The following is a 16,844-nucleotide window of genomic DNA, read 5'->3' on the forward strand; positions in this document are numbered from 1 at the left end:
CCAGTGTGCGGGCCGGGCACCGGCCCGGCCAGGCGGATCAGCGGGTGGCCGGCACGTCGTCGCGGACGCCGTCGCGGGTGAGCAGCAGCGACCCGATCACGACGATCGTGACGTTCGCGGCCAGCCCGACCAGCCCGGCCGGCACGCCGTAGAACGGGCCCCACCCGATCAGCGTCGCGCCACCGGCGACCAGGGCACCCACCAGCATCCCCCAGAACGTCGGCCCGGCGGCCATCCGCTTCCAGTACAGGCCGAGGATGAACACCGGCGCCAGCTGCACGATCAGCTCGAACTTCAGCACGAAGATGCTGAACAGCGTCCCCGGCGGGTTCCAGGCGATCGCCAGCAGGCCGAACACCATCGCCACGCCGACCAGCTTGCCGACGACGACCTTGCGCCGGTCCGACGCGCCGGGGGCGATGTAGCGGCCGTAGAGGTCGCTCGACACCACCGAGGAGAACGCCAGCACCGCGGAGTCCGCGGTGGACACGATCGCGCAGACGATGCCGCCGAACAGCAGGATCATCAGCAGGTAGAACAGCACGTTGGTGGCGGCGACCTCGTTCGCGATGAGGCCGACCAGCTGCTCGGACGCCGCGGTGTCCAGGCCGGGGAACAGCTGGATGCCCGCGATCCCGACGACGAACACCACGCCGGTGGTGACCAGCGGCATCCACGCCATGAACGCCAGCGAGCGCTTGAGGGTGCGCTCGCTGCGGGCCGAGTAGACGCGCTGGATCGCGTGCGGGTACACCGCGGCCCCGAAGCCGATCATGACGATCATCGCGAACCAGTTGACCGCGTCGGCGGTCTCCGGCACACCGACCAGCTCCGGCGAGGTCTCGGCCAGGTAGGTCGTCAGGGTGCCGAGGCCGCCGGTCAGGTACACCGCGCCGGCCAGCAGCGCACCGATGCCGACCAGCATCGCGGTGCCCTGCATGACGTCGGTCATCGCGATCGCCCGCATCCCGCCGGTCCACGAGTAGGCCAGCATGACGACGATGAACCCGATCACCCCGATCTCGTAGGGGATCGTCTCGCCGGTCAGCCCGGCGATGCCGTGCCCCATCGCGACGAGCTGTTCGAGGACGTAGTTGCCGAGCCCCCACAGCATCAGCGCGATGGTCAGCAGGCTGAGCCGGGTGCTGCCGAAGCGGTCCCGGACGAAGTCGGTCGGGGTGACGAAGCCCTTCTGCTTGGCGAGCACGTAGAGCCGCGGCGCGAAGAGCAGGTAGACCGCGATGACCGCGATCATGAACGGCACCGACTGCCACCACAGGAAGCCCTCGCGGTAGGCCTGCGGCGGGTAGCCGACGACCGAGTTGCCGCTGTACTGGGTGGCGTAGAGGGTGAAGAACAGGGTCACCATGCCGAGGCCGCCGCCGGCGGTGAAGTAGCCGCGGGCGGTGCCGGTGTTGCCGCTGCGCCCGGCGTACCAGCCGATCAGCAGCATGACGACGGCGTAGGCGCAGAGGATCGCGATGCCGCTCGGCCCGGCGAAGATCAGGTCGTTCACCGGTCGTCACCCCGGTCCGCGGCGGCGGCCGCCTCGGCGGTCTCTGCGGCTTCGGCGATGTTCCAGCGGCGCAGGCAGATCCAGGACACGAACCCGGCGAACGCCAGCGTGCTGGCGACCGAGATCGCGAACCAGAACGGCACCCCGAACACCAGCGGCTCGATCAGCCCGGTCGGGTACCAGACCGGGGTGCCGGCGAGCACGATCGCCAGCAGTACCGCGAACAGCCACGGTGACCGGATGGGTTCGCGTTCCCCGGGCGGGGGCGTCGGTGCGGATCGGCGGTGGTCCACGGGCGGTACTCCTCGGCGGCGTCGTCGTCGGGGGTCGGGATCGGTCGGGATCGGTCAGGGGGCGGTCAGGATCGGACGGGGTCGGTCAGGGGCCGGTCGGTGCGGGACCGGCGGTGACCGCGTCCCGGACGACCTCGCGGGCCGCCCGCAGGTGCGCGGTCATGACGGCGCGGGCCCAGTCGGCGTCGCCGGCCTCGATCGCCGCGACCAGGTCGCGGTGCTGGGCGAAGCTGCGGTCGAGCCGGGCGGGGGTGTAGCGCCGGATGGTGCTCTGCACGAGCGGTGCCTCGACGACGCGTGCGACGAGCTCGGGCAGCACCCGCCGCCCGCCCGCGCGGTGCACCTCGCGGTGGAACTCCAGGTTCAGCCGGGTGATCGCGGGATAGTCCGGCGGGGTGCGCAGCGCCTCCATCCGGTCGCACAGCGCGTGCAGCCGGTCGAGATCGGCCCGCCCGGAGACGGCGGCCCGGGCGGCCGCGTGCCCCTCGAGCACGACCCGCAGGTCGAACAGCTCGTCGAGGTCGTCGGCGTCCCAGGCGACGACGACGGCGCCGCGCCGCGGGGCGATCTCGGCGAGCCCGTCGGCGGCGAGCCTGCGGATCGCCTCCCGGACCGGGGTCCGGCTGGTGCCCTGGGCGGCGGCGATCTCCTCCTCGCGCAACCGGGATCCCGCGGTCCGGACGCCGTCGAGGATCTCGGCGCGCAGCGTGGCGTGCACCCGGTCCGCCGCCTGCTCGCCGGCGCCCGGAACGTCGTCGTCCCAGGTCACGCGACCACCTCCTCGTGATTGTGCACAAAGTAAGGTGGTCGGTGCCGGTTTTCAACCGTTGACGGCTGAATTGCGGTGTGCAGTGGGCTGGATTGTGTACGAAGTGAGCGGGCTGCTGACGGCCAGCAGCGCGGCGACGGCCAGCGCGAACCCGCCCAGCAGGCCGGCCAGGTCGGCGAGCCCGCGCAGCGCCGGAGCGCTCCCGGGCCCGGCGATGCCCACCGCCGACACGACCGCCCACAGCCCGCCGGCGAACGGCACCGCGCTCCCGGTCCACGCGGCGACCACCGCCACCGGTCCCGGACGGCCGGCGGCGAGCGCGAGCACCCCGGCGATCCCGGCGGCGACCAGCGCGGCCTGCACGATGTCCACCACGGCCCCGGTGACCGGCCCGGCCCCGGCGGCCAGGACGAGATGCAGCGCCACCGACCCGGCCGCGGTCAGTGCGCCGCCGGCCGCGGTCGCGCGCAGCAGCGGGCGCACCGGCTCCGGCACCGGGCCGGGCCGCAGCACGGCCGTCCACCAGCGGTCCCTGGCGAACAGCGCGAACGCGGCGAGCAGGAAGATGCCCTGCCAGGCGAACCCGCCGTAGACCATCGGCGTGACCCAGCCGGCCACCCCGCCGCCCGGCGCGGCGGGGGTGAGCAGGGCGAGCGGGGCGACGAGCGCGGCCGGCACCAGCAGCCCGGTCCCGACCCAGGCCGGCAGCAGGACGGCCGCCGCCGGCGCCCGCAGCGCCCACCGCGAGCCGAGCACCGCGGCCAGACCGGCCACGCACAGTGCGAGCAGCACGGTGACCGTGTTGGCGGCGATCCAGGCGTCGTCGCGCAGCAGGGCCGGGTCGTCGATCCCGACCGGGTTCCCGGTCAGCCAGGCGATCTTCAGGGACAGATAGGGCAGCGTGCCCGCCGTCGCGGCGACCCCGAGGGCGCGGCGGGCGGTGATCGTGTCGGTCGTCATGCCGTCGAGCCTGCGCGGCCGGGCCGCCGGGCGGATCCCGCCCGCGAGGGGACCGGGTCCCCCGCGGGAGGGAGCCCGCGGGGCCGCCGATCTGCCACGATCGTCGGGTGAGTGCTGGGAGGGCCGCGCGCCGTGCACTGCACGTGCTGCTGGGCGCCGTGGTCCTGCTGCCCTACGCCGGCCTGGCCTGGCTGCTGTCGGAGATCGTGCGGTCCGGCGCCGGGGCGGCCGCGGCGACGTTGCTGGCGGTGCCCGCGGTGCTGGTCGGCGCCGGGGTGCTGGTGCTGCCCGGGGTCCGGGAACTGGCGACGGCCGCCGCCCGCACGCTGCTCGATCCGGTGTCCGAGCTGCCCGAGCCGGCCGCCGCGACGCTGCCCGGGCCGGCTGCCGCACCGGGCGCCGCGGGCCGGCTGCGCGCCGCCTGCTGGCTGCTGTTCTGCGTCGCCTGCGGGACCGTCGCCGCCGCGGCGGTGCTGCTGGTGATCCCGCAGGCGGCCGGCCTGCTGCTCGCGCCGTGGGAGCCGCTGCCCGGGCTGCCGACGGGTGCGGCGGCGTGGTGGACCCCGCTCGCCGGCCTGGCGCTGCTGCCGGTCGCCGCCGCCGTTCCGGTGCTGCTGGGTGGGGTGCAGGCCCGGATCGCGCCGCGGCTGCTCGGGCCCACCGCGGCCGAACGGCTGGCCGCCGAGCTGGAGCGCTCCCGGCGCCGCGCCGACCGGCAGGCCGGCCAGGCCCGGCTGGCCCGCGAGCTGCACGACTCGGTCGGGCACGCGCTGACCGTGACCACCCTGCAGGCCGGCGCGGCGGCGACCGTGCTGGAGAGCGACCCGGCGTTCGTCCGGCGGGCGCTGGAGGCGATCGAGCACACCGGCCGGGCCGCGCTCGACGATCTCGACCACGTCCTGGGCCTGCTGCGGGACGGTGACACCGCAGCCGGGGACCCGACGGCCGGGGACGCGCCGGCCCCCGGCCCCACCGCGCTGGACGCCCTGCTGACCGGTGCCCGCACCGCGGGGCTGGAGCTGTCCGCCGAGGTGGACGGCGTGGCCGGGCTGCCCGCGACGGTGTCCCGGGAACTGCACCGGCTGGTCCAGGAGGGGCTGACCAACGCGCTGCGGCACAGCGGCCCCGGGCCGTCGACCCTGCGGCTGGGCCGCACCGGGGACGCGGTGCAGCTGCGGATCGCCAATCCGGCGGGCGTCCGGCGCCGGCGCGGCCGGACCGGCACCGGACTGGCCGGTGCGGCGGAGCGGGTCGCGCTGCTCGGGGGCACGTTCGGCGCGGGCCCCGACGACGACGGGTGGTGGGTGCTGCACGCGCACCTGCCCACGGGCGGGGGAGGGACATGACGACCGGGGTGCTGCTGGTCGACGACGAGGAGCTGGTCCGCACCGGCCTGCGGGCCGTGATCGGGGCCGAGCCCGGTCTGGAGGTCGTCGGCGAGGCCGTCGACGGGGCCGAGGTGCCCGGCCTGGTCGGGCGGCTGCGGCCGGACGTCGTCCTGATGGACGTGCGGATGCCCGCGGTGGACGGGATCACCGCCACCCGGGAGCTGCTGCGCCGGCCGGACCCGCCGCGGGTGCTGGTGCTGACCACCTTCGGCCACGACCGCCACGTCTACGACGCGCTGCGCGCCGGGGCGACCGGCTTCCTGCTGAAGCGGACGCCGCCGCGGGACATCGTGCGTGCCGTGCACACCGTCGCGACGGGGGAGTCGCTGCTGTTCCCGGCCGCGGTCCGGGAGCTGGTCGCCGGGTTCGCGACCGGCGACGGCGACCGGCTCGCCGGCGCCCGGCTCACCGCCCGCGAGGGCGACGTGCTGCGGCTGGTGGCGCGCGGCCTGTCCAACGCCGAGATCGCCGCCGACCTGCACCTCGGCGTCGAGACGGTCAAGACGCACGTCGCCGCCGTGCTGGCGAAGACCGGTTCCCGGGACCGCACCCAGGCCGTCGTCGCCGCCTACGAGTCCGGCTTCGTCGACCCGCGGTTCCCGGCCGGATAGCGGCCCGGCTTCACCCCGCCGTCCGCGCCCGGCGGGCTCGGGGACAATGGGTCGCATGACCGCGAGCCCCACCACCACGTCCGTCCCCGTGGCCGCGTTGGGTGCGGTGAGCCCGAGCCGCGAGGAGTTCCGGGAGCTCGCCCGGGAGCACCGGGTGATCCCGGTGAGCCGCCGGCTGCTCGCCGACGACGAGACCCCGGTCGGGGTCTACCGCAAGCTGGCACAGGGGGCCGCCGGCACGTTCCTGCTGGAGTCCGCCGAGAACGGGCGGTCCTGGTCGCGCTGGTCGTTCGTCGGCGCCCGCAGCGCCGCCGCGCTGACCGCCGTCGACGGCGAGCTGCACTGGACCGGCGAGGTCCCGGACGGGCTGCCGACCACCGGCGACCCGCTGGACGCGCTGCGCTCGGTGGTCACCGAGCTGCACTCCGAGCCGCTGCCCGGGCTGCCGCCGCTGACCGGCGGGATGGTCGGCTACCTGGGCTACGACGTCGTCCGCCGGGTCGAGCGGATCGCCGACCCGGACGATCCGGCCGTCGACGACCTGCACCTCCCCGAGCTGGTGATGCTGCTGGCCACCGACCTGGCCGCGCTCGACCACCACGAGGGCACGATCACCCTGATCGCGAACGCGATCAACTGGGACGCCACCGACGCCCGGGTCGACCAGGCCTACGACGACGCGGTCGCCCGGCTGGACCGGATGACCGGCGAGCTGGGCGCCGCCGCGCCGAGCACCGTGGCGGTCTACCGGCCGGGCGAGCCGGAGTTCACCCGCCGCCGCACCCCGGAGCAGCACCACGCCGCGATCGAGGACGCCAAGGAGCAGATCCGGGCCGGCGAGGCGTTCCAGATCGTGCTGTCCCAGCGGTTCGAGATGCCCTGCGCGGCCGACCCGCTCGAGGTGTACCGGGTGCTGCGGACGACCAACCCCAGCCCGTACATGTACCTGCTGCAGCTGGAGGACGCCGCCGGCGGCGAGCCGTTCTCGATCGTCGGCTCCAGCCCGGAGGCGCTGGTCACCGTGCTCGACGGGCGCGCGACGACGCACCCGATCGCGGGCACCCGGTGGCGCGGCGCCACCGAGGAGGAGGACCTGCAGCTGGAGAAGGACCTGCGCGGCGACGAGAAGGAGCGCGCCGAGCACCTGATGCTGGTCGACCTGGGCCGCAACGACCTCGGCCGGGTCTGCGAGCCGGGCACGGTGACGGTCCGGAACTTCTTCGAGATCGAGCGCTACAGCCACGTCATGCACCTGGTGTCGACGGTGACCGGCCTGCTGCGCCGGGACCGGGCGGCCTTCGACGCCGTCCTCGCCTGCTTCCCGGCCGGGACGCTGTCCGGGGCGCCGAAGGTGCGTGCGATGCAGGTGATCGACCGGCTGGAACCGACCCGGCGCGGGCAGTACGGCGGCATCGTCGGCTACCTCGACTTCGCCGGCAACGCCGACACCGCGATCGCCATCCGGACCGCGCTGATCCGCAACGGCACGGCGTACGTGCAGGCCGGCGGCGGGATCGTCGCCGACTCGGACCCGGCCGCCGAGGACACCGAGTGCCTGAACAAGGCCAGGGCGGTGCTGTCGGCCGTCGCGGCCGCGGGTTCGCTGCGGCCGCCCGAGGTCACCGCATGACGGCCGCGCCCGCCGCCCGCGACGACCGCCGCGGCCTGGGTGTCGTGGTGCTCGGCCTGCTCGTCGGCGCCGCCGCCCTGTGGGGGTCGGGCACCGCGCCGTGGTTCACCGTCGACGTGCCGACCGCGACCCGCGGGACGGTCGCGGCCTCGGCGACCGGCGCGCAGCTGCAGCCCGCGGTGACCGCGGTGGCGGCGCTGCTGGTCGCCGCGGTCGCCGCGCTGGTGGCGCTGTCCGGGATCGCGCGCCGGCTGCTCGGGGTGCTCGTCGCGCTCGGGGCGGGCGCCGCCGTCGTGCTGACCCTGCGGCTGGTCGCGGTGCCGCCGTCCCCGGCCGAGCTCGCCTCGGCCCGCGCCGGGCTGAACACCGGCGGCGCGCCGGAGGGGATCGGCGCGGTGCAGGCGACCCCGTGGCCGTGGCTGGCGGTGGCCGGGGGCGCGGTCGCCGTCGTCGTCGCGGTGCTGCTGGTGATCCGGGAGCACCGGCTGCCGCGGCTCGGCGGCCGGTACGCCGCGCCCGGGGCGAAGCCGCCCGAGACCGACCCGGACCGGGCGGCCTGGGAGCGGCTCGACGCGGGCGGCGACCCGACCGTCGGGCCGCGCGAGAGCGACAACTAGCATGGCGCCGACGACCGGGCGGAGCGCCGGTGGAGGAGGAATCGACGCGGTGGGCCAGAACGAGGACGGCGGGCGCGTGCCGAGCGTGCTGGAGTCCATCGTGGACGGAGTCCGCGCGGACCTCGCCGAACGTGAACGTGCCGTCGACCTGGCGGAGATCAAGCGGCGGGCCGCTGCGGCGGTGCCGCCCCGGGACGCGATGGCCGCCATGCGCGAGCCGGGCGTCGGGGTGATCGCCGAGGTCAAGCGGGCCAGCCCTTCGAAGGGTGCGCTCGCCGACATCGCGGATCCCGCGGAGCTGGCCGACGCCTACGCGACGAACGGCGCGCGGATGATCAGCGTGCTGACCGAGCAGCGCCGGTTCGGCGGCTCGCTCGCCGATCTCGACGCGGTGCGCGCCCGGGTGGACGTCCCGGTGCTGCGCAAGGACTTCATCGTGACGCCGTACCAGGTGCACGAGGCCAGGGCGCACGGCGCGGACGTGGTGCTGCTGATCGTCGCCGCGCTGGAGCAGCCGGTGCTCGACTCGCTGCTCGACCGGGTCGAGTCGCTCGGCATGACCCCGCTGGTCGAGGTGCACACCGAGGAGGAGTGCGACCGCGCGCTGGAGGCCGGGGCGAAGCTGATCGGGGTGAACTCGCGCAACCTGCACACGCTCGAGGTGGACCGCTCGGTGTTCGGCCGGATCGCGCCCGGCCTGCCGTCGAACGTGATCAAGGTGGCCGAGTCCGGCGTCCGCGGCCCGGGTGACCTGCTCACCTACGCGGGCTGGGGCGCCGACGCGGTGCTCGTCGGCGAGGGCCTGGTCACCAGCGGTGACCCGGCGGCCGCGGTCCGCGGGCTCGTCGCGGCGGGCTTCCACCCGTCCTGCAGCCGCACCGGGGCCTGAGATGGTCACGACCGTCCTCGCGTCCATCCCCAGCCCGGACCGGGGGGTCTGGCACCTCGGCCCAATCCCGATCCGGGCGTACGCGCTGTGCATCATCGCCGGCATCGCGATCGCGCTGTGGTGGGGCGAGCGGCGGCTGGTCGCCCGCGGCGGGCTGCCCGGCACGGTGCTCGACGTCGCCGTGTGGGCGGTGCCGTTCGGCCTGGTCGGCGGGCGGCTCTACCACGTCGCCACCGACTGGCACGTCTACTTCGGCCCCGGCGGCGACCCCTGGGGTGCGCTGGCGATCTGGAACGGCGGGCTCGGCATCTGGGGTGCGATCGCGCTCGGCGGTGTCGGCGCCTGGATCGGCTGCCGGCGGCACGGCGTGCCGCTGCCGGTGTTCGCCGACGCGGTCGCCCCCGGCATCGTGGTGGCGCAGGCCGTCGGGCGGCTCGGGAACTGGTTCAACCAGGAGCTCTACGGCGCGGCGACCACGCTGCCCTGGGGCCTGGAGATCTACCGCCGGGTCGATCCGGGGACCGGCCTGGAGGACCCGCTCGGCGGCGTCGCGCTGGACCCGACGCCGATCGCGGTCGTGCACCCCACGTTCCTCTACGAGCTGCTGTGGAACCTCGCCGTCGCGGGGCTCGTGGTGTACGCGGACCGGCGCTTCCGGCTCGGCCACGGCCGCGCCTTCGCCGTCTACGTCGCTGGCTACACCTTCGGCCGGTTCTTCATCGAGCTGATGCGCACCGACCCCGCCACCCGGGTCTTCGGTGACCTGCGGATCAACGTGGTGGTGGCCGCGGTGCTGTTCGCCGGGGCGATCGCCTACCTGGTGCTCGCGCCCAAGGGGCGCGAGGAGTTCTCCCAACCGGATCCGGAGGAGAGTCCCGCGACCCGGGAGGACGCGTGAGCTCCTTCGTGGGCTTCGGCGACGGCGCGGTCGAGTTCTACGACGGCCTGCTGGCCGACAACTCGAAGGCGTACTGGACCGACCAGCGGGCGATCTACGACGCCGACGTCCGCGGTCCGATGGACGCGCTGCTCGCCGACCTGGAGCCCGAGTTCGGCGCCGGGAAGGTGTTCCGCCCGTACCGCGACGTCCGGTTCTCGGCCGACAAGACGCCCTACAAGACGCACTGCGGCGGCTACACCGCGCCGTTCTACGTGGAGGTCTCGTCGGAGGGCCTGCTCGCCGCCGGCGGCTACTACCGGATGGCCCCCGACCAGCTGGCCCGCTTCCGCACCGCGGTCGACGACGAGCGCCGCGGCGAGGACCTCCGCGCCCGGCTGGCCGCCGCCGAGCGCGACGGCCTGACCGTCGACGGGGAGACCCTCGCGACCCGCCCGCGTGGCACCGATCCGGCGCACCCGAGACTGGACCTGCTGCGGCACAAGGGCCTGTTCGTGTCCCGCCGCTGGCCGCCGGACGACGTGCTGCACGGACCGCGGGCCCGCGACCGGGTCCAGAAGGTGTGGCGCGCCGCGCGCCCGGTCACCGAGTGGCTGGACGACCACGTGGGGCCCACCGAGCAGCCCCGCCGCTGAGCGGTCCCGCCGGAACCCCGGCCCGGCCCCGAACCGTCACGGGCCACGCCGCGAACGCTCTGTGTCCGTGGGTTCCGGTCCGCAACGATCGGGCCGGCCCGGACGAGACCGCGGTGGGGTGTCACGAGCCGGAGCGGAGGTCCCGATGGGGTCGAGGAGCAGCGCGGGGCGTCCCGCGCACGGCCGGGCCGGGGCGGTGACCGCGCTGCTGCTGGGGTTCGTCGTGGCGGCCGCCGGCTGCGGGGCCGCGGAACCGCCGCCGACCCCACCGCCGCCGACCGGCGCGCTCGCCCAGCGGCTCGCCGCCACCGCCTCCGGCGACGCCGCGTCCGCGCACCTGGAGGCGTTGCAGCGGATCGCGGACAGCAACGGCGGCAACCGCGCCTCCGGCGGCCCCGGCTACGAGCGGAGCGTCGAGCACGTCGCCGGGGTGCTGCGCGACGCCGGGTTCGACGTCGCCACCCCGTCCTACGACGCCGGCGGCGGCCGCGAGCTGCGCAACGTGGTGGCCCGCACCCGCGGCGGCGATCCGGACTCGGTCGTCCTCGCCGGTGCGCACCTCGACTCGGTCCCGGAGGGCCCCGGGATCAACGACGACGGCACCGGCGTCGCCGCCCTGCTGGAGACCGCGCTGCGGCTCGGCCCCGAACCGGGCACCCGCAACACCGTCGCGTTCGGCTTCTGGGGCTCCGAGGAGGACGACCTGCAGGGCTCCACCGGCTACGTCGACGCGCTGTCCCCCGACGAGCGCAGCGCGCACCTGCTCTATCTCAACGCCGACATGCTCGGCTCGCCGAACGGCGGCTACTTCGTCCAGGGCGGCACCGGCGACGACGAGGAGGAGACCGGCCCGAGCGGGTCCGCCGCGGTCGCCGGGGTGCTCGCCGAGGAGCTCGCCGCGACCGGTGTCACGGTCGAGCGGATCCCGCTCTACGGCGACGACGACGCCCCGTTCGCGGCGGCCGGGATCCCGGTGGCCGGTGCCGTCACCGGTGACGGCGACAGCAAGACCGACGACCAGGCGCGGCAGTGGGGCGGCACGGCGGGCGAGGTGTACGACCGCTGCTACCACGCCGCCTGCGACACCCTCGGCAACGTCGACCCCGACCGGTTCGACCGCTACACCAGGGCGATCGCCGCGACGGTCGCCCGGTTCGCCGACGCCACCGAGCGGCCGTCGGGATGAGGGCTCACCCGGCGCGGGCCCGGAACCGGTCCAGCGCCGCGTAGAGCCCCAGCCCGAGCAGCGCGCCCGCGACGTCGGTCAGCCCGTCGAGCAGGTCCCCGCTGCGGCCCAGCGGCAGCAGCGCCTGCAGCACCTCGGACACCGCGGCGTACACCGTGAGCCCCGCCAGCAGCGGCCACGGGCGGATCCCGGCCATCCGCCCGGTGACCGCGAGCAGCGCGAACAACGCCAGGTGGATGACCTTGTCGGTGCCGGGCGGGGCGTCCGGTACCCCGGCCGCGGGGGTGAACAGCACCACCAGGCTCAGCAGCAGCGCGAGGACGAACGGCTGGACACGCACCGGCCCAGTCTGCCGGTCGGCCCGGCGGGCCCGGCCGCCCGGTCGGGCCGCGGGCGGGCCGCCGGACGCCCGCGGGCGGGCCCCGGCGGGCGTCCATCGACGGATCGGCCCGAACCGGACACCGACAGGCCGCGCCGCGGGAACCGGATCGTTCCAGAACGGCGCTAGGGTGGGCGCCGTGACACGTCGAACCAAGATCGTTTGCACCATCGGTCCGGCCACCGCGACGCCGGACCGGATCCGGGACCTCGTCGACGCCGGGATGGACGTGGCCCGGCTCAACTTCAGCCACGGCGACCGCGAGGACCACAAGCGCGTCTACGACATGATCCGCTCCGCGGCCGACGCGACCGGGCGCGCCGTGGGCATCCTCGCCGACCTGCAGGGGCCGAAGATCCGGCTCGGCAGGTTCACCGACGGCCCCACCGAGTGGCGCACCGGTGAGGAGATCCGGATCACCGTCGACGACGTCGCCGGCACCCACGACCGCGTCTCCACCACCTACAAGGGCCTCGCGCAGGACGCCAAGGTCGACGACCGGCTGCTGGTCGACGACGGCAAGGTCGGCCTGCGGGTCGTCGCCATCGACGGCAACGACGTCGTCTGCCGGGTCACCGAGGGCGGCCCGGTCTCGGACAACAAGGGCCTCAACCTGCCGGGCATGAACATCACGGTGCCCGCGCTCTCCGAGAAGGACGTCTCCGATCTCGAGTTCGCGCTGTCGCTGCGGGTCGACGTCGTCGCGCTCTCCTTCGTGCGCAGCCCCGCGGACATCGACCTCGTCCACAAGATCATGGACAACACCGGCCGCGGCCGGGTCCCGGTGATCGCCAAGCTGGAGAAGCCGGAGGCCGTCGACAACCTGGAGGCCATCGTCCTGGCCTTCGACGGGATCATGGTCGCCCGCGGCGACCTCGGCGTCGAGCTGCCCCTGCAGAACGTGCCGCTGGTGCAGAAGCGGGCCATCCAGATCGCCCGGGAGAACGCCAAGCCGGTCATCGTCGCCACCCAGATGCTGGACTCGATGATCTCCAACTCGCGCCCGACCCGGGCCGAGACCTCGGACGTCGCGAACGCGGTGCTCGACGGGACCGACGCCGTCATGCTGTCCGGCGAGACCAGCGTCGGCCGGTACCCGATCAAGACCGTCCGCACGATGGCCGAGATCGTCGAGGCCGTCGAGGCCGGCCCGGCGACCGTCCCGCCGCTCAACCACGTGCCGCGCACGAAGCGGGGCGTGCTGTCCTACGCGGCCCGCGACATCGGCGAGCGGCTCTCCGCGCGGGCCCTGGTCGCGTTCTCCCAGTCCGGTGACACCGTGCGCCGGCTCGCCCGGCTGCACACCCGGCTGCCGCTGCTGGCCTTCACCCCGGAACCGGCGGTGCGCAGCCAGCTCGCGATGACCTGGGGGGTGGAGACGTTCCTGGTCGACAAGGTCGACTCCACCGACGCGATGGTTCGCCAGGTCGACCACGCCATCCTCTCGATCGGCCGGTTCAAGGCCGGCGACCTGGTGGTGATCGTGGCCGGCTCGCCGCCCGCCACGGTCGGCTCGACCAACCTGATCCGGGTGCACCGCCTCGGCGAGGACGACCACGCCTGACGAACCGGCATACTCCGTCCCCGTGAGTGCCGATCCCGAACCCGCGACCGGACCGACCGCCGTCGACGGCGTGCCGCGCGGCCAGGCCGTACTGGACGACCTGGTCGCGCTGCTGGACCTGGAACGCCTGGAGGAGAACCTCTTCCGCGGCGTCAGCCCGCCGGTGTCGCTGCCCAGGGTGTTCGGCGGGCAGGTGGCCGGGCAGGCGCTGGTCGCCGCCGGCCGCACCGTCCCCGACGACCGCGGCGTGCACTCGCTGCACGCCTACTTCATCCGGCCGGGGGACCCGAGCATCCCGATCGTCTACGAGACCGAGCGGGTGCGCGACGGCCGGTCGTTCACCACCCGCCGGGTGCTGGCCGTCCAGCGCGGGGAGGCGATCTTCGCGCTCTCCGCGTCGTTCCAGCTGGACCAGCACGGGCTGGTGCACTCCGAGCCGATGCCGGCCGGTCTGCCACGGCCCGGCGAGCTGGACGACCTGGGCACCCGCGCGCTGCGCGGCGACGGCAGCTGGATGTCCGGCCTGCCCCGGCCGCTGGACATCCGGCTGATCGACGAGCCGCCGGGCTCGCGCACCACCGGGCCGACCGGGGAGCCGACCCGGCTCTGGCTGCGCGCCGACGGCGAGCTGCCCGACGACCGGCTGCTGCACGTCTGCCTGCTCACCTACGCCAGCGACCTGACCCTGCTCGGCTCGGTGCTGGCCCGGCACCCGAAGCCCGCCGGCCCGGTGCAGATGGCCAGCCTGGACCACGCGATGTGGTTCCACGAGCCGTTCCGGGCCGACGAGTGGCTGCTCTACGAGTGCTACTCGCCGGCCGCGTCCGGCGGCCGCGGCCTGGCCAGGGGCCGGTTCTTCACCGAGGACGGCCGGATGGTCGCGACCACCATGCAGGAGGGCCTGGTCCGGGTCCCCGAGTCGAGGGAGCAGTCGTGACGATCGAGGCGGACGTGTCGGTCCCCAGCGTGAACGGCGGGCGGCTGCCCGGGTTCCTGGCCCGGCCGGACGGCGGCGACACCCCCGGGCCGGCGCTGGTGATGATCTACGAGGCGCTCGGGATGACCCCGGAGATGCGCCGGATCGCCCGCGACCTCGCCCGCGAGGGCTACACCGTGCTGATCCCGGACCTGTTCGCCCGCGGCCGGGTGAAGCCGCTGTGCGTCGCGTCCACGATGACCACGATGGCGACCGGCCGGGGCGCGGCGCTGGGCGACTGCGAGTCGGCCCGGCGCTGGCTCGCCGAGCAGCCCACCGTCGACGCCGACCGGATCGGCGTGATCGGGTTCTGCATGGGCGGCGGCTTCGCACTGCTGCTGTCGGGCACCGGCCTGTACCGGGTGGCGGTCCCGTTCTACGGGCGCACCGCCGCCCGGGTGGAGCCGCTCTGCCCGGTCGTCGCCAGCTTCGGCGGCCGCGACCTGGAGTTCCGCGACGGCTACCCGCAGCGGCTGGAGGCCGATCTCGCCGAGCGCGGCATCCCGCACGACGTGAAGGTCTATCCCGACGCGGGCCACTCCTTCATGACCCGCACGCCGGGCGTCACCGGCGCGCTGGCCGCCCGGACGCCGATGCACCTGGAGTACCACGAGCCGTCCGCGACCGACGCGACCGCGCGGGTGCTGGCGTTCCTGGCGGAGCACCTGTGACGCCGTCCCGGGCGTGCGGGCAGGATGGGCCGGGTGAGTGAGCGCCAGCAGCAGGACCGCGCCTGGGGTTTCCGCACCCGGGCCGTGCACGCCGGGACGGTGCCGGACGAGGCGACCGGCTCGCGGGCCGTGCCGATCCACCAGACCACCAGCTACGTCTTCCGGGACACCGACGACGCCGCGGCGCTGTTCGCGCTGCAGAAGTACGGGCTGATCTACTCCCGGATCGCGAACCCGACGGTCTCCGCGCTGGAGGAGCGCCTGGCCAGCCTGGACGGCGGCATCGGCGCGGTCTGCACCGCCAGCGGCCAGTCCGCCGAGTTCCTGACCTTCGCCGCGCTCGCCGGAGCGGGCGACCACGTCGTCGCCGCGGCCGGGCTCTACGGCGGCACGATCACCCAGCTCGACGTGACGCTGCGCCGGTTCGGGGTGGACACCACGTTCGTCCCCGGCACCGATCCGGCCGACTACGCCGCGGCCATCCGGCCGGAGACCAAGTGCCTGTTCGCCGAGATCGTCTCCAACCCGGGCGGGGAGGTCGCCGACGTCGCCGGGCTGGCCGAGGTCGCGCACGCCGCCGGGCTGCCGCTGGTCGTCGACGCGACCCTGGCGACGCCCTACCTGTGCCGGCCGATCGAGCACGGCGCCGACATCGTCATCCACTCGGTCACCAAGTTCCTCGGCGGGCACGGCACCACGCTCGGCGGCGTCGTCGTCGAGGCGGGGACGTTCGACTGGGGCAACGGGAACTTCCCCGGGATGACCGAGCCGGTGCCGTCGTACGGCGGGCTGACCTGGTGGGGCAACTTCAAGGAGCTGGGCTTCCTGACCAAGCTGCGCGCCGAGCAGCTGCGCGACGTCGGGGCGACGCTGTCGGCGCACTCGGCGTTCCTGCTGATGCAGGGCGTGGAGACGCTGCCGCAGCGGATGGCGGCGCACGTCGCGAACGCGCGCCGGGTCGCCGAGTGGCTCGAGGCCGATCCGCGGGTCTCCTACGTCACCTACCCGGGCCTGCCGTCGCACCCGCACCACGAGCGGGCCGCCCGGTACCTGCCGGACGGGCCCGGCGCGGTGTTCGCGTTCGGGGTCGCCGAGCCGGGCGGGCAGCGGTCGGGCGGCCGGGCGGCGGGCGCCCGGTTCATCGAGGCGGTGCAGCTGTGCAGCCACCTGGCGAACGTCGGCGACGCCCGCACCCTGGTGCTGCACCCGGCGTCCACGACGCATCAGCAGCTCACCCCGCAGCAGCTGGAACAGGCGGGCGTGCCGGGGGACATGATCCGCATCTCGGTCGGCCTGGAGGACCCCGAGGACATCCTGTGGGATCTCGACCAGGCCCTGACCGCCGCGACCGAGGAGACCCCGTGAACCCGGAGCAGACCTGGGAGAACCCGCCCGCCGTGCGGCGCCAGCAGATCCTCGGCGAGACCCGCACCGTCGCGATCGTCGGCGCCTCGGCGAACCCCTCGCGGGCCAGCAACTTCGTCGCGACCTACCTGCTCGCGTCGACCGGGTACGAGGTGTACTTCGTGAACCCGAACGCGACCGAGATCCTCGGCAGGCCGGTGTACCGGTCGCTGGCCGAGCTGCCGGTCGTGCCGGACCTGGTCGACGTGTTCCGCAGGCCGGCCGACCTGGCCGGCGTGCTGGACGAGGTGCTCGCCCTCGATCCGCTCCCGCGCACCTTCTGGCTGCAGTTCGGGCTGTTCGACGCCGACCTGGCCCGCCGGGCGGAGGCGGCCGGGCTGGAGGTGGTGATGGACCGCTGCCTCAAGGTGGAGCACGCCCGGTTCGCCGGGGGACTGCACCTGGCCGGGTTCAACACCGGGGTGATCAGCTCCCGGCGACGGGGCTGACGGCGGCGT

18 protein-coding genes are annotated in these 16,844 nt (G+C 75.0%); 13 read left to right on the top strand and 5 right to left on the bottom strand.

What is annotated here, in order from left to right; genetic code table 11:
- Nucleotides 1-37 precede the first annotated feature (37 nt).
- The 4 genes from ABD160_RS05515 to ABD160_RS05530 form a co-directional block, all read right to left on the bottom strand.
- On the bottom strand, nt 38-1,516 hold the full coding sequence (locus tag ABD160_RS05515) for a sodium:solute symporter family protein (protein ID WP_344018952.1): 1,479 nt from the start codon (nt 1,514-1,516) through the stop codon (nt 38-40).
- Nucleotides 1,513-1,809, bottom strand: coding sequence for a hypothetical protein (locus ABD160_RS05520; RefSeq protein WP_344018953.1), 297 nt, complete (start codon nt 1,807-1,809; stop codon nt 1,513-1,515). Before ABD160_RS05520 ends, ABD160_RS05515 begins: the two co-directional genes overlap by 4 nt.
- A gap of 85 nt (nt 1,810-1,894) precedes the next feature.
- Complete coding sequence (locus ABD160_RS05525; RefSeq protein ID WP_344018955.1) at nt 1,895-2,578, bottom strand: GntR family transcriptional regulator; 684 nt, start codon at nt 2,576-2,578, stop codon at nt 1,895-1,897.
- 51 nt (nt 2,579-2,629) lie between these two features.
- Complete coding sequence (locus ABD160_RS05530; RefSeq protein WP_344018956.1) at nt 2,630-3,538, bottom strand: hypothetical protein; 909 nt, start codon at nt 3,536-3,538, stop codon at nt 2,630-2,632.
- Between the two features lie 107 nt (nt 3,539-3,645).
- Between ABD160_RS05530 and ABD160_RS05535 the strand changes: the two genes are divergently transcribed.
- The 8 genes from ABD160_RS05535 (at nt 3,646) to ABD160_RS05570 (ending at nt 11,392) form a co-directional block, all read left to right on the top strand.
- Complete coding sequence (locus tag ABD160_RS05535) at nt 3,646-4,884, top strand: sensor histidine kinase (RefSeq protein ID WP_344018958.1); 1,239 nt, start codon at nt 3,646-3,648, stop codon at nt 4,882-4,884.
- On the top strand, nt 4,881-5,537 hold the full coding sequence (locus ABD160_RS05540; protein WP_344018960.1) for a response regulator: 657 nt from the start codon (nt 4,881-4,883) through the stop codon (nt 5,535-5,537). The genes ABD160_RS05535 and ABD160_RS05540 overlap by 4 nt, the downstream gene beginning before the upstream one ends.
- A gap of 55 nt (nt 5,538-5,592) precedes the next feature.
- The gene (locus ABD160_RS05545; protein ID WP_344018962.1) at nt 5,593-7,167 is read left to right on the top strand and encodes an anthranilate synthase component I; all 1,575 of its coding nucleotides are present in this window, start codon (nt 5,593-5,595) and stop codon (nt 7,165-7,167) included.
- Nucleotides 7,164-7,784 carry a Trp biosynthesis-associated membrane protein gene (locus ABD160_RS05550; RefSeq protein ID WP_344018964.1) on the top strand — a complete coding sequence of 207 codons (621 nt, stop codon included), beginning with the start codon at nt 7,164-7,166 and terminating at the stop codon, nt 7,782-7,784. Before ABD160_RS05545 ends, ABD160_RS05550 begins: the two co-directional genes overlap by 4 nt.
- Before the next feature lie 76 nt (nt 7,785-7,860).
- Nucleotides 7,861-8,673 (top strand): indole-3-glycerol phosphate synthase TrpC, encoded by an 813-nt coding sequence (gene trpC, locus ABD160_RS05555; protein WP_344019347.1) that lies wholly within the window; start codon nt 7,861-7,863, stop codon nt 8,671-8,673.
- Nucleotide 8,674: 1 nt separating this feature from the next.
- Nucleotides 8,675-9,571, top strand: a complete 897-nt coding sequence (gene lgt / locus ABD160_RS05560) for a prolipoprotein diacylglyceryl transferase (protein ID WP_344018966.1) — start codon at nt 8,675-8,677, stop codon at nt 9,569-9,571.
- Entirely contained in the window at nt 9,568-10,206 is a 639-nt protein-coding gene (locus ABD160_RS05565; protein WP_344018968.1) for a DUF2461 domain-containing protein, read from the top strand. Before lgt ends, ABD160_RS05565 begins: the two co-directional genes overlap by 4 nt.
- 145 nt (nt 10,207-10,351) lie before the next feature.
- Nucleotides 10,352-11,392, top strand: coding sequence for a M28 family peptidase (locus ABD160_RS05570; protein ID WP_344018969.1), 1,041 nt, complete (start codon nt 10,352-10,354; stop codon nt 11,390-11,392).
- 4 nt (nt 11,393-11,396) lie between these two features.
- Here the strand turns inward: ABD160_RS05570 and ABD160_RS05575 are convergent, their stop codons facing one another.
- The gene (locus ABD160_RS05575; protein ID WP_344018970.1) at nt 11,397-11,732 is read right to left on the bottom strand and encodes a VanZ family protein; all 336 of its coding nucleotides are present in this window, start codon (nt 11,730-11,732) and stop codon (nt 11,397-11,399) included.
- Nucleotides 11,733-11,910: 178 nt separating this feature from the next.
- Here ABD160_RS05575 and pyk point away from each other — a divergent pair, with 178 nt between their 5' ends.
- From pyk to ABD160_RS05600, 5 genes are read left to right on the top strand one after another with little or no spacing between them, the layout of a single operon-like run.
- A complete protein-coding gene (pyk, locus tag ABD160_RS05580; protein WP_344018973.1) occupies nt 11,911-13,335 on the top strand; it encodes a pyruvate kinase in 1,425 nt (474 codons plus the stop codon).
- A gap of 22 nt (nt 13,336-13,357) precedes the next feature.
- The gene (locus tag ABD160_RS05585) at nt 13,358-14,272 is read left to right on the top strand and encodes an acyl-CoA thioesterase (protein WP_344018975.1); all 915 of its coding nucleotides are present in this window, start codon (nt 13,358-13,360) and stop codon (nt 14,270-14,272) included.
- Nucleotides 14,269-14,982: a dienelactone hydrolase family protein gene (locus ABD160_RS05590; protein ID WP_344018977.1), complete on the top strand. Its 714-nt coding sequence runs from the start codon at nt 14,269-14,271 to the stop codon at nt 14,980-14,982. The genes ABD160_RS05585 and ABD160_RS05590 overlap by 4 nt, the downstream gene beginning before the upstream one ends.
- Before the next feature lie 24 nt (nt 14,983-15,006).
- Nucleotides 15,007-16,347 carry an O-acetylhomoserine aminocarboxypropyltransferase/cysteine synthase family protein gene (locus ABD160_RS05595; protein ID WP_344018979.1) on the top strand — a complete coding sequence of 447 codons (1,341 nt, stop codon included), beginning with the start codon at nt 15,007-15,009 and terminating at the stop codon, nt 16,345-16,347.
- The gene (locus ABD160_RS05600; protein WP_344018981.1) at nt 16,344-16,835 is read left to right on the top strand and encodes a CoA-binding protein; all 492 of its coding nucleotides are present in this window, start codon (nt 16,344-16,346) and stop codon (nt 16,833-16,835) included. The genes ABD160_RS05595 and ABD160_RS05600 overlap by 4 nt, the downstream gene beginning before the upstream one ends.
- Nucleotides 16,836-16,844 lie beyond the last annotated feature (9 nt).

The sequence above is a fragment of the Pseudonocardia kongjuensis genome, from assembly GCF_039526905.1.
In the GTDB taxonomy this organism is placed as follows: Bacteria; Actinomycetota; Actinomycetes; order Mycobacteriales; family Pseudonocardiaceae; genus Pseudonocardia; species Pseudonocardia kongjuensis.

Bases quoted from the DNA above. Each gene is read 5' to 3' on its own strand.
- ABD160_RS05530 (WP_344018956.1), bottom strand. From the start codon at position 3,538: ATGACGACCGACACGATCACCGCCCGCCGCGCCCTCGGGGTCGCCGCG.
- ABD160_RS05540 (WP_344018960.1), top strand. From the start codon at position 4,881: ATGACGACCGGGGTGCTGCTGGTCGACGACGAGGAGCTGGTCCGCACC.
- ABD160_RS05545 (WP_344018962.1), top strand. From the start codon at position 5,593: ATGACCGCGAGCCCCACCACCACGTCCGTCCCCGTGGCCGCGTTGGGT.
- ABD160_RS05550 (WP_344018964.1), top strand. From the start codon at position 7,164: ATGACGGCCGCGCCCGCCGCCCGCGACGACCGCCGCGGCCTGGGTGTC.
- lgt (WP_344018966.1), top strand. From the start codon at position 8,675: ATGGTCACGACCGTCCTCGCGTCCATCCCCAGCCCGGACCGGGGGGTC.
- ABD160_RS05570 (WP_344018969.1), top strand. From the start codon at position 10,352: ATGGGGTCGAGGAGCAGCGCGGGGCGTCCCGCGCACGGCCGGGCCGGG.
- ABD160_RS05595 (WP_344018979.1), top strand. From the start codon at position 15,007: ATGGGCCGGGTGAGTGAGCGCCAGCAGCAGGACCGCGCCTGGGGTTTC.